Source organism: Glutamicibacter sp. St.4D3, from assembly GCF_059728615.1.
This window is the reverse complement of the sequence record NZ_AP039380.1, coordinates 646,812-658,190: the sequence shown is the minus strand read 5'-3', so window position 1 is coordinate 658,190 and position 11,379 is coordinate 646,812. Positions and strand designations below refer to the sequence as shown.

General features: G+C 65.7%; 10 protein-coding genes. 7 read left to right on the top strand and 3 right to left on the bottom strand.

Annotation, left to right across the window (positions count from 1 at the left end; translation table 11 throughout):
• Window positions 1-509: 509 nt before the first annotated feature.
• Window positions 510-2,456: a penicillin-binding transpeptidase domain-containing protein gene (locus AC6I21_RS03055; protein WP_497763083.1), complete on the top strand. Its 1,947-nt coding sequence runs from the start codon at window positions 510-512 to the stop codon at window positions 2,454-2,456.
• A gap of 144 nt (window positions 2,457-2,600) precedes the next feature.
• Here the strand turns inward: AC6I21_RS03055 and AC6I21_RS03050 are convergent, their stop codons facing one another.
• The gene (locus tag AC6I21_RS03050) at window positions 2,601-3,710 is read right to left on the bottom strand and encodes a mannose-1-phosphate guanylyltransferase (RefSeq protein ID WP_497763082.1); all 1,110 of its coding nucleotides are present in this window, start codon (window positions 3,708-3,710) and stop codon (window positions 2,601-2,603) included.
• A 267-nt stretch (window positions 3,711-3,977) separates the two neighbouring features.
• On the opposite strand from AC6I21_RS03050, the gene sdhC reads away from it, so the two are divergent.
• From sdhC to AC6I21_RS03020, 6 genes are all read left to right on the top strand, one after another.
• Window positions 3,978-4,391, top strand: a complete 414-nt coding sequence (gene sdhC, locus AC6I21_RS03045; RefSeq protein WP_138173650.1) for a succinate dehydrogenase, cytochrome b556 subunit — start codon at window positions 3,978-3,980, stop codon at window positions 4,389-4,391.
• 3 nt (window positions 4,392-4,394) lie between these two features.
• Entirely contained in the window at window positions 4,395-4,844 is a 450-nt protein-coding gene (locus AC6I21_RS03040) for a succinate dehydrogenase hydrophobic membrane anchor subunit (RefSeq protein WP_138173550.1), read from the top strand.
• A gap of 46 nt (window positions 4,845-4,890) precedes the next feature.
• Window positions 4,891-6,678 (top strand): succinate dehydrogenase flavoprotein subunit, encoded by a 1,788-nt coding sequence (sdhA, locus tag AC6I21_RS03035; RefSeq protein WP_138173548.1) that lies wholly within the window; start codon window positions 4,891-4,893, stop codon window positions 6,676-6,678.
• The gene (locus AC6I21_RS03030) at window positions 6,678-7,460 is read left to right on the top strand and encodes a succinate dehydrogenase iron-sulfur subunit (protein ID WP_138173546.1); all 783 of its coding nucleotides are present in this window, start codon (window positions 6,678-6,680) and stop codon (window positions 7,458-7,460) included. Before sdhA ends, AC6I21_RS03030 begins: the two co-directional genes overlap by 1 nt.
• A 197-nt stretch (window positions 7,461-7,657) precedes the next feature.
• Window positions 7,658-8,113, top strand: coding sequence for a Fur family transcriptional regulator (locus AC6I21_RS03025; RefSeq protein WP_497763081.1), 456 nt, complete (start codon window positions 7,658-7,660; stop codon window positions 8,111-8,113).
• 32 nt (window positions 8,114-8,145) lie between these two features.
• Complete coding sequence (locus tag AC6I21_RS03020; protein WP_138173544.1) at window positions 8,146-9,621, top strand: catalase; 1,476 nt, start codon at window positions 8,146-8,148, stop codon at window positions 9,619-9,621.
• Between the two features lie 188 nt (window positions 9,622-9,809).
• Here AC6I21_RS03020 and AC6I21_RS03015 read toward each other — a convergent pair whose 3' ends face one another.
• Together AC6I21_RS03015 and trpS are read right to left on the bottom strand one after the other, a co-directional pair.
• On the bottom strand, window positions 9,810-10,352 hold the full coding sequence (locus AC6I21_RS03015; protein WP_138173542.1) for a 2'-5' RNA ligase family protein: 543 nt from the start codon (window positions 10,350-10,352) through the stop codon (window positions 9,810-9,812).
• Between the two features lie 2 nt (window positions 10,353-10,354).
• Window positions 10,355-11,377 (bottom strand): tryptophan--tRNA ligase, encoded by a 1,023-nt coding sequence (gene trpS / locus AC6I21_RS03010; RefSeq protein ID WP_138173540.1) that lies wholly within the window; start codon window positions 11,375-11,377, stop codon window positions 10,355-10,357.
• Window positions 11,378-11,379: the final 2 nt, after the last annotated feature.

The following is an 11,379-nucleotide window of genomic DNA, read 5'->3' as shown; positions in this document are numbered from 1 at the left end:
TAGGGCGAGAAATGCACCACAATTCCGCTTGAAGCTTCATGTTTCAACTATTCTTCGGGCCTAGTCACAGGGATTTGCGATTCAGATTTGAGAGTTGATGCACGTTCGGCCGGGACTGGGGCGAAAATCACCGTGCGCAGCCTCTTGCGCGGCACCGCAAGGCGTGTCCTTTCAACCCTTAAATTGGGGCGAGACAGTGACGTTAAATTGGGGCGAGCCAGTGACGTTCCGAACGGCCTTTTTAAGCCGTTCCACGATACCGGATCCCTGGGCTTTTAATACTGCCGGAAATGGCGTCAAGAACCCGTTGCTGCCCCGGCCGGTCCGAGCCTCCGCGCAAGGGGTTAACGCAGCCCGAATCCTGACCGCCCATCACGGCCAGCTATATGCAGCGCCGCCGGTTTTCCGCCAGTGGATCGCCACCGCCATTAACTCCGGCCATGTCCGGATGCGCTTTGGGTTCCCTTAACCAATTGCCTGCAACACCCTGGGGTGAATACGATGGCGCCATGCGACCCGTTCTCCGCCCCTTGGGCGCCCTGACCACCGCCGCCCTGCTCGCGGCCACCCTCACCTCCTGCAGCGAATCCACCCCGGAGGTCAAGCCGGCCGCCGAGGCGCTGAGCGCGGCATTGGAATCCGACGACTTTTCGCAGGTGCCCTTGGCCGCCGGTGCCGATACCGAGCAGGTCAGCCAGATCGTCAAGGAAACCTTCCGGCGCATGGACGGGATCGGGCACACGCACACCGTGCAGTCGGCCGAGGTGGACGAGGAACCCCAGGGTGAGCAGAAGACCGCGACCGCGGTGATCAACACCGTATGGGACGTCGACCCTGGTGAGAACGACCTGAGCTACCAAACCAACGCGGTCTTTGAATACGACCAGGACGCCCAGGACTGGAAGCTGCGCTTCGACCCGGCCGTCCTGGCCCCCGGCCTGGAGGAGGGCGGCTACCTGGCCGCCCGGAACACCGCGGCGCAGCGTGGTGACATCCTCGGGGCGAAGGGCGCCAAACTGGTCACCGACCGTCCGGTCGTGCGCGTGGGCATCGACAAGACCCGCGCCGAGGCCTCCGAATGGGAGGACTCGGCCCGGGCCCTGGCCAAGCTGGTGGACCTGGATCCCGATGACTACGCCAAGCGGGTCGCCGCGGCCGGGGAACGGGCCTGGGTCGAGGCGATCGTGTTGCGCGATGACGCCGAGCGCGAGGCGACCGATGAAAAGATCAACGCCATCCCCGGGGCGGTCGCCACCCCCGATGAGCTGCCGTTGGCCCCCACCCGCAGCTTCGCCCGCCAGCTGCTGGGCACCGTGGGCCAGGCGACCGCGGAAATCATCGAGAAGTCCGAGGGCAAGGTCAAGGCCGGGGACCAGGTGGGACGCTCCGGGCTGCAGGCCCAGTACAACCAGCTGCTGGCCGGCAGCGCCGGCACCACGGTGGCCAGCTACAACTCCGAGCACGAGCAGCAGGACGAACTGTTCAGCAGCGAGCCGGTCAACGGCAAGGACCTGGAGCTGAGCCTGGATCCGAAGCTGCAGCAGCTGGCCGACTCGGTGGTCGCCGACACCGACTCCCCCGCCGCGCTGGTCGCCGTGCGCCCCTCCGACGGAGCCGTGCTGGCCGCCGCCTCCGGGCCGGAAGACAACGCCTACAACACCGCGCTGCTGGGCAAGTACGCCCCGGGGTCCTCCTTCAAGGTCATTTCCGCGCTGGCGATGCTGCGCGACGGGGCCACCCCGGGCACCAAGGTCGACTGCCCCGCCACCACCACCGTGGATGGCAAGGCCTTCAAGAACTATGACGGCTACCCCTCCAGCGCGCTGGGCCAGCTGCCGCTGTCCGAGGCCCTGGCCCAGTCCTGCAATACGGTCTTCGTTGAGGCCGGGGCGGACCTGGGCTCCTCCAAGGTCGCCCAGGCGGCTGGCTCGCTGGGTTTGAACGCGCAGGATTCCACCGGCGCCAACGCCTTCCTCGGCACGGTGCCCGATGATTCCAAGGGCACGGAGCTGGCGGCCAACATGATCGGGCAGGGGGTGGTGCAGGCTTCCCCGCTGGGCATGGCCACGGTGATGGCCTCGGTGGTGGCCGGTGAGACCGTGCACCCGCAGCTGGTGCTCACCGACGCGCAGGATCAGCAGGACGCCGGGCAGTCCCAGCAGCCCAGCCCCTCGACGCAGGCCACCGAGCTGAGCGCGGATGAAGCCAAGCAGCTGCGCTCCATGATGGGCGAGGTCGTGGACCACGGCACCTTGAAGCAGCTCAATTCGGTGCCCGGCGGCACGGTGATCGGCAAGAGCGGCACCGCGGAGTACGACGCCGAACGCAACGCCCACGCCTGGGCCATTGCCGGGCAGGGCGACGTGGCGATCGCGGCCTTCGTCGAGGAGGGCGAGGGCGGCGCGCAAACCGCCGGGCCGCTGGTGCGCGAGTTCCTCACCGAGCTGCCGCGCTAGGGCGCTGCCGCAGGCAGCCGCCGGCAATGACAAATCGCGGCCCCGGGGATGATCCCCGGGGCCGCGATTCGCATCTTCATCGGCAGCGTGCCTGGTTTGCGCCGCAGCCCCGCATCGACCACCGGGACGGGGCGCTGGCTGCGGCTACAGCACGTCCGTGGCGCCGTCCTTCTTCAGCTGCTCCACGGTCTGCTTGACCTGCTGCGCATGTTCCTTCGTGGTCACCAGCAGCGCATCGGCCGTGTCCACCACGATCACGTCATCGATGCCGATCAGCGCCACCACCCGCGGGTTGTCCCCGTACACGACCCCGGAGGCGTTGTCCGAGTAGACCCGGACCTTGTCACCCAGGATCGTCACCCCGGTTTCCTCGCTGGCCTTGTTCAACCGGCCGATCGCGGCGAAGTCGCCCACGTCGTCCCAGTTGAAGACGCCGGGAATGACCGCGACGTCCCCGGCGGCGGCCGCCGGCTCGGCGACCGCGTAGTCGATCGCGATCTTCGGCAGCCCGGGCCAGACTTCCTCCATGACCGCGTCTCGCTGGTCGGTGTCCCAGGCGGCGGCGATGCGCATCAGCCCGGCATGCAGGTCCGGTTCGTTGGCCTGAAGGTGCTGGAGCATCAGCGAGACCGGGGCGACGAACATGCCCGCGTTCCACAAAAAGCCGCTGGCCAGGTACTGCCGGGCGGTGTCCGCGTCGGGCTTCTCCACGAACTGGGCGACCGCGCGGGCGGTGGGAGCGTGCTCGATCTCCAGCGGCAGGCCGGTCTGGATGTACCCGAACCCGGTCGACGGGTGGGTGGGGTGGATGCCGATGGTCACGATCTTGCCGGTGGCCGCAGTGTGGATGGCCTCGCGCACCGCCTCCTGGAAGACCTCCACCGGACCGATGACCTGGTCGGCGGCGAAGGAGCCCATGATGATGTTCGGGTTGCGGCGGTACAGGATGGCCGCGGCCAGCCCGATCGCGGCGGCGGAGTCACGTGGCTCCGGCTCCAGCACCAGGTTCTCGTCGCAGATCTCGTTTAGCTGGCTCAGCACGGCGCCACGGTGCGCCCGGCCGGTCACCACCATGATCCGCACACTGGCCAGCGGCACCAGGCGGTCGTAGGTGGCCCGGATCAGCGTGGAGCCCGAGCCGGTCAGATCGTGCAGGAACTTCGGGGCCGACGCCCGGGACAGTGGCCACAGCCTGGTTCCGACTCCACCGGCCGGAATGACGCCATGGAAACGCGCTAGCAGGTCTTCATTCACAACAGCAAGACTAGTTCATTGGCCCATCCGCGCCCGGCTTGAACGCGTCAATGCGCGTTGGATTTAGCGCACATTTGCGATAATTAGAACATTGAAAAATGCCCTAATCCACGGGCATTTGTGGCCATTCGGCGCAATATTCACCCCTATCGGTGAACCTGCTCACACAAAATAATCAGAACATAGAACACACCGGCACGAGTGGTTTAGACTCGGGCAAGGAACGCTCGCACAAGTGCGTCACATTTCATTGTGTGCAAGATACACATGCGCCGTTGCGAGTCTTGGAGGTTTAGTTCAGTGTCGAAGACTTCGTCAGGCACCCTCTACCGCGGCCGTGAGGGCATGTGGTCATGGGTGGGACACCGAGTCACCGGTGTCGTTATTTTCCTTTTTCTCTTGGTGCACGTGCTTGATACTGCACTCGTCCGCGTCGATGCCAGCGCATACGACGCCGTTATCGGCACCTACAAGAACCCGTTGATGGCCCTGGGCGAGACCGCCCTGGTTGCCGCCATCCTCTTCCACGCCTTTAATGGCCTGCGCGTGATCCTGGTGGACTTCTGGAAGCAGGGCACCAAGTACCAGCGCCAGCTGCTGTGGGGCGTGCTTGGCCTGTGGGTCGTCGTCTTCGCCGGATTCGCCATCCGCCACCTGTCGCTCGCCTTCGGAGGTCACTAAGCCATGAGTGTCGATATTCAAGCTCCGCGCAGCAGCCAGCGCATGGACCCGAAGTACATTCGCGGTCCGAAGTCGCGCGGCAACTTCGAAATGCTCGGCTGGCTGTTCATGCGCCTGTCCGGCGTGGTCCTGGTCGTGCTGATTTTCGGTCACCTGATCGCCAACCTTATTGTTGGCGACGGCATCAACGCCCTGTCCTTCGGCTTCGTGGCCGGCAAGTGGGCCTCCCCGGTCTGGCAGTTCTGGGACCTGGCCCTGCTGTGGCTCTCCATGCTGCACGGCACCAACGGTGTGCGCACCATCATCAACGACTACGCCGAGAAGCACGCGACCCGCACCTGGCTGAAGGGGCTGCTGTACGTGGCCACCATCTTCATCCTGGTCCTCGGCTCGCTGGTGATCTTCACCTTCGATCCGTGCGTGGCCAACAGCCCGCTGCCGCAGTGCGCCTAATTGCGCGCCACACCGCAATAGATTTCTAGAAAAGAGAGCCTCAAGAATGCAGGTACATAAGTACGACGTCGTCATCGTCGGTGCCGGCGGCGCGGGGATGCGTGCCGCGATCGAATCCGGCCAGCGCGCCCGTACCGCAGTGCTGACCAAGCTTTACCCGACCCGCTCCCACACCGGTGCGGCCCAGGGTGGCATGTGCGCGGCACTGGCCAACGTTGAAGAAGACAACTGGGAATGGCACACCTTCGACACCATCAAGGGTGGCGACTACCTGGTGGACCAGGACGCAGCCGAGATCATGGCCAAGGAAGCCATCGACGCGGTGCTGGACCTGGAAAAGATGGGTCTTCCCTTCAACCGCACCCCGGACGGCAAGATCGACCAGCGCCGCTTCGGCGGGCACACCCGTGACCACGGCAAGGCTGCCGTGCGCCGCGCCTGCTACGCCGCGGACCGCACCGGTCACATGATCCTGCAGACCCTGTACCAAAACTGCGTGAAGCACAACGTCGAGTTCTACAACGAGTACTACGTGCTGGACCTGCTGCTGGTTGAGGAGGACGCCTACCGCGAGGACGGCACCGCCTACAAGCAGAAGCGCGTGGCCGGCGTGGTCTCCTACGACCTGGCCACCGGCGAACTGCACGTGTTCCAGGCCAAGAGCGTGATCTTCGCATCGGGCGGCGCCGGCAAGGTCTTCAAGACCACCTCCAACGCCCACACCCTGACCGGCGACGGCATGGGCATCGCCTTCCGCCGCGGCCTGCCGCTGGAGGACATGGAGTTCTTCCAGTTCCACCCGACCGGCCTGGCCGGGCTGGGCATCCTGCTGACCGAGGGTGCCCGCGGTGAAGGCGCGATCCTGCGCAACTCCGACGGTGAGCGCTTCATGGAGCGCTACGCACCGACCATTAAGGACCTGGCCCCGCGCGACATCGTCGCCCGCGCCATGGCCAACGAGGTGCGCGAGGGCCGCGGCTGCGGTCCAAACAAGGACTACGTGCTGCTGGACCTGACCCACCTGGAGCCGGAGCACATCGAATCCAAGCTGCCGGACATCACCGAGTTCGCCCGCACCTACCTGGGTGTGGAGCCGTTCACCGATCCGGTCCCGGTGTACCCGACCGCGCACTACGCCATGGGCGGTGTGCCGACCAACATCAAGACCCAGGTGCTGCAGGACAACGACACCGTCGTCCCGGGCCTGTTCGCCGCCGGTGAGGTCGCCTGCGTGTCCGTGCACGGCTCGAACCGCCTGGGCACCAACTCGCTGCTGGACATCAACGTCTTCGGCAAGCGCGCCGGTGTGGCCGCGGCCGAATACGCCAAGGACGCCGACTTCGTCGACCTGCCGGAGGACAGCGAGCAGTTCGTCACCAGCCAGATCGGCGCGCTGATGGACTCCAACGGCACCGAGAAGGTCGCCGAGCTGCGTTCGATCCTGCAGGAGACCATGGACAGCAACGTCCAGGTGTTCCGCGACGAGCGTTCGCTGAAGGAGGCCCGCGACGTGATCGAGGACCTGCGCATGCGCTACAAGAACATCGGCATCCAGGACAAGGGCAAGCGCTTCAACCTGGATCTGCTCGAAGCCATCGAGCTCGGCTTCCTGCTGGACCTTGCCGAGGTCATGACCGTGGCAGCCCTGCACCGCAAGGAATCGCGCGGCGGCCACTACCGCGAGGACTTCCCGGACCGCGATGACGAGAACTTCATGAAGCACTCGATGTCCTACCGCGACGCCGATGCCGTCACCGAGGACATCAAGGGCATCCGCATGGAGACCAAGCCGGTGGTCTTCACCCGTTACCAGCCGATGGAGCGTAAGTACTAATGAGCACCGAACAGCCAGAACCAGCATCAAAGATCGAGCTGAAGCCCGGTGTTGGCGGCGGCGGAGAAATCCCTACCTTCAACATCACCCTGCGTGTTCGCCGTTACCTGCCCGAGAGCAAGTCCGAGGCCTACTGGGAAGACTTCAAGCTGACCATGTACGGCACCGACCGCGTGCTGGACGCCCTGCACAAGGTCAAGTGGGAGCACGACGGCTCGCTGTCGTTCCGCCGCTCCTGCGCCCACGGCATTTGCGGCTCCGATGCCATGCGCATCAACGGCCGCAACCGCCTGGCCTGCAAGACCCTGCTCAAGGACCTGGACACCTCCAAGCCGATCACCGTTGAGGCGATCAAGGGCCTGCCGCTGGAGAAGGACCTGATCGTGGACATGGAGCCGTTCTTCCAGTCCTACCGCGAGATCATGCCGTTCCTGATCAACAACAGCCACGAGCCGACCCGCGAGCGTTTCCAGTCCGTCGAGGACCGTGAGCGCTTCGACGACACCACCAAGTGCATCCTGTGTGCCGCCTGCACCAGCTCCTGCCCGGTGTTCTGGACCGATGGCCAGTACTTCGGCCCGGCCGCGATCGTCAACGCCCACCGATTCATCTTCGACTCGCGTGACGAGGCCGGGGACATGCGCCTGGAGATCCTGAACGACAAGGAAGGCGTGTGGCGCTGCCGCACCGTCTTCAACTGCACCGAGGCGTGCCCGCGTGGCATCCAGGTGACCAAGGCGATCGCCGAGGTCAAGCAGGCCATCTTGTCGCGCACCATCTAATCAGCTGCCCGACGGCACCCTAGGGGCCCCGAACCACTGCGGTTCGGGGCCCCTTTGCCATCCCCTCCCCCGGCCGGCGCCGGCTCCCCAAAGGTGCCGCTACCGCAGGGCGGATCCGGCAGGAGGAGATTAGTCTCCCAGCGAAAATCCACCCCATGCTTATTTTGAACTATTCAAGTTTGTGGCATGATAGAGATATGGCACACGATCAGACCGACGGTTCGCATGCACGCTGGGCCGAGCCCCTGCGCGCCGCGGGCCGGCGTGTGACCAAGCAGCGTGTGGCCGTCCTGGACTGTGCCACCCGCCACCCGCATTCCACCGCCGATGAGCTGCACCGCCACGCCCAGCAGGAGATCCCCGGGATCGCCCTGGGCACCGTGCACACCGTGGTGAACGACCTGGCCAGCTCCGGGCTGCTGCGTCGGCTGGATGTGCCGCATGCGGGGGCACGCTACGAAACCCGCATCACCGACCACCACCATGCCGTCTGCACGCAGTGCGGACTCGTCGAGGATGTCGCGCTGCCCACCACGGCGCCGGCCTGCCTGGACCCCAACATCGTCCGCGGGATGAAAATCTCCGTGGCTGAAGTCCTCTATCACGGGACCTGCGCCAAGTGTGCGGCGTCCGCTGGACTGAACCTTCCCTGACCACCTAGCCGGATCCAAACAAAGGAGAGCACATGGCTGCCGAAAACAACGGTCACCACACCGGTTCGACCACTCAGGCTGGCATCCCAGCCGTCAGCGACCGCAACTCGCTGACCGTGGGTGCCGATGGCCCCATCGTGCTGCACGACCACCACCTGGTCGAGACCCTGCAGCACTTCAACCGCATGAACGTTCCGGAGCGTCGTCCGCACGCCAAGGGCGCTGGCGCCTTCGGCGAATTCGAGACCACCGAGGACGTCTCGCAGTACACCAAGGCTGCACTGTTCCAGAAGGGTGTCAAGACCGAGACCCTGCTGCGTTTCTCCACCGTGGCCGGTGAGCTCGGCTCCCCGGACACCTGGCGCGACGTGCGCGGCTTCGCCCTGAAGTTCTACACCACCGAAGGCAACTTCGACCTGGTGGGCAACAACACCCCGGTGTTCTTCCTGCGTGATCCGATGAAGTTCCCGCACTTCATCCGCTCGCAGAAGCGCCTGCCGGATTCGGGCCTGCGCGACGGCACCATGCAGTGGGACTTCTGGACCCAGAACCCCGAGTCGGCCCACCAGGTCACCTACATCATGGGTGACCGCGGCCTGCCGAAGACCTGGCGTGAAATGAACGGCTACGGCTCGCACACCTACATGTGGGTCAACGAAGCCGGCGAGAAGTTCTGGGTGAAGTACCACTTCATCAACAAGCAGTCGGACAAGTTCGAGACCATCGACGGTGCCGAGGCCGAGCGCCTGGCAGGTGCGGACGCCGAGTTCCACCGCCGCGACCTGTTCAACGCCATCAAGGAAGGCAACTTCCCGCAGTGGGACCTGTACATCCAGGTCATGCCGTATGAAGAGGCCAAGACCTACCGCTACAACCCGTTCGACCTGACCAAGACCTGGTCGAAGAAGGACTACCCGCGCATCAAGGTCGGCACCCTGACCCTGAACCGCAACCCGGAGAACTTCTTCGCCGAGATCGAGCAGGCCGCCTTCTCGCCGGCGAACATGGTTCCCGGCATGGGCATGAGCCCGGACAAGATGCTGCTGGGCCGCAACTTCGCCTACGCGGATGCCCAGCGCTACCGCATCGGCACCAACTTCCAGCAGCTGCCGGTCAACCGCCCGAAGGTTCCGGTGCACAGCTACAACTTCGAGGGCAACATGTGGTACGAGCACTCCGGTGCCCGCAGCTACTACGTCCCGAACTCCTTCGGTGATTCCTGGAGCGATGAGACCGGCCCGGTCGACAACTCCTTCGAATCCGATGGAGACCTGGTGCGCTCGTCCTACACCCTGCGTGAGGACGATGGCGACTTCGTGCAGCCGGGCATCCTGGTGCGCGAGGTCATGGACGACGAGCAGCGTGCCCGTCTGGTGCAGACCGTCACCGGCGCCCTGGAGGGCGTCATCGAGCCGGTCCTGTCCAACGCCATCCAGTACTGGAAGAACATCGACGAGAACGTCGGCTCGCAGATCGAGTCCAACGTTCGCGCGAAGGCGACCGTCTAGGACCCTGCCTGCGGGCAACGGTCCAGGGACCGGTCCCGGGCGCCGCGTGCGCTAGGGCGTGAAAAAACCTCCGTGGTGCTGTTGCACCGCGGAGGTTTTTTGCCTTTCGCGCCACCGCAGGGCAATGGGCGGCAGCGGTGCCTTCCGTGTGGTATCGGCCAGGGTCGGCCGGGATCGGCGGGTCGTGCCTAGCCCAGCAGCGCCAGCTGTTCGCGCAGCTGCCAGGTGCCGGCGTGCATCGCAAAGAGCTGCACCTGGTCCACGGTGAAGCGCAGCTCCACCCCGGACAATGCGTGCAGGGCCGCGTCCAGTTCGGCGTCGGTGACGTTCTGGGCGATCGTCAGGTGCGGGTGGTACTCGAAGGGCGAGTCGTGGCGCAGCGGGCCGTGCAGCAGCGCCTGGTGCAGCTGCCGGCAGGCGTCCAGCCCCTGGCGCAGCGGCAGGTACACCACCGGGCTCAGCGGCCGGAAGGAGATCGCCGCTCCCAGCTGCACGGTGAACGGGGGCTGTGCGGCGCAGACCCGCTGCAGGTGCTGCGCCGCGTCCTGCCAGCTGGCGCCGCCGTTCAGCGACCCGGTGACCAGGGTGATGTGCGGTTCGATGAGCAGGCTGGCCTGGCCCCCGTAGCTGGCCCGCCAGTCGCGCAGCTGGGTGCGCGGCGGTTCGGGCACCGGGATGACGACCCCCAGCGTGTACTGGGGGTCCTCAGGCGGGACCGGGTGCGGCTGCACCGCTACCGCAGGCTTCCCAACGGCGGCAGGAAACCGACTTTCTCGTACACGTCGGCCACGGTGCGGCTGGCCACCTCACGGGCCTTGTTCGCCCCGGTCAGCAGCAGCCGGTCCAGCTCGGCCGGGTCATCGAGCAGCTCCAGGGTGCGTTCGCGGATCGGGGTGAGCCGTTCGACCACCGCATCGGCCACGGCGACCTTCAGGTGCCCGTACATCTTGCCCTCGAACTCGGCGACCAGCTGCGGCACCGGTCGTTCGGTGACCGCGGCCAGGATGTCCAGCAGGTTCGAGACCCCGGGCTGGTTTTCCTTGTCGTAGGCGATGACCGTGCCGGTGTCGGTGACCGCGGACTTGATCCGCTTGGCGATCAGCTTCGGCTCATCGAGCACGTTGATCAGCCCGTTGGGCGACTCCGCGGACTTGGACATCTTCGCGGTGGGGTTCTGCAGATCGTAGATCCGCGCCCCCTCGGCCGGGATCTGCGCCTTGGGCACCACGAACGTCTGCCCGAAGCGGTGGTTGAAGCGCTGGGCCAGGGTGCGGGTCAGCTCCACGTGCTGGCGCTGGTCATCGCCCACCGGCACCCCTTCGGGCTGGTAGAGCAGGATGTCCGCGGCCATCAGCACCGGGTAGGTGAACAGCCCGACGCTGGCGTTCTCGGTGCCGCCCTTGGCGGTCTTGTCCTTGAACTGGGTCATTCGGCTGGCCTCACCGAACCCGGTGATGCAGTTGAAAACCCAGGCCAGCTGGGCGTGCTCGGGAACCTGGGACTGGACGAAGAGGGTGGACTTCTCCACGTCGATGCCCCCGGCGATGAACTGGGCGGCGGTCTTGCGGGTGCGGGCCTGCAGGTCCGCCGGGTCCTGCGCGACGGTGATCGCGTGCATGTCCGGGATGAAGAAGAACGCGTCGTACTGATCCTGGGTCTTGACCCAGTTGACCAGCGCTCCGAGGTAGTTGCCCAGGTGCAGGGAGTCGCCGGAGGGCTGCATGCCCGACAGGACGCGGGGACGGGTGGTGCTCATGA

Coding starts and splice junctions, on each gene's coding strand:
- AC6I21_RS03055 (WP_497763083.1), top strand. CDS start 510: ATGCGACCCGTTCTCCGCCCCTTGGGCGCCCTGACCACCGCCGCCCTG.
- sdhC (WP_138173650.1), top strand. CDS start 3,978: ATGCGCCGTTGCGAGTCTTGGAGGTTTAGTTCAGTGTCGAAGACTTCG.
- AC6I21_RS03040 (WP_138173550.1), top strand. CDS start 4,395: ATGAGTGTCGATATTCAAGCTCCGCGCAGCAGCCAGCGCATGGACCCG.
- sdhA (WP_138173548.1), top strand. CDS start 4,891: ATGCAGGTACATAAGTACGACGTCGTCATCGTCGGTGCCGGCGGCGCG.
- AC6I21_RS03030 (WP_138173546.1), top strand. CDS start 6,678: ATGAGCACCGAACAGCCAGAACCAGCATCAAAGATCGAGCTGAAGCCC.
- AC6I21_RS03025 (WP_497763081.1), top strand. CDS start 7,658: ATGGCACACGATCAGACCGACGGTTCGCATGCACGCTGGGCCGAGCCC.
- AC6I21_RS03020 (WP_138173544.1), top strand. CDS start 8,146: ATGGCTGCCGAAAACAACGGTCACCACACCGGTTCGACCACTCAGGCT.
- trpS (WP_138173540.1), bottom strand. CDS start 11,377: ATGAGCACCACCCGTCCCCGCGTCCTGTCGGGCATGCAGCCCTCCGGC.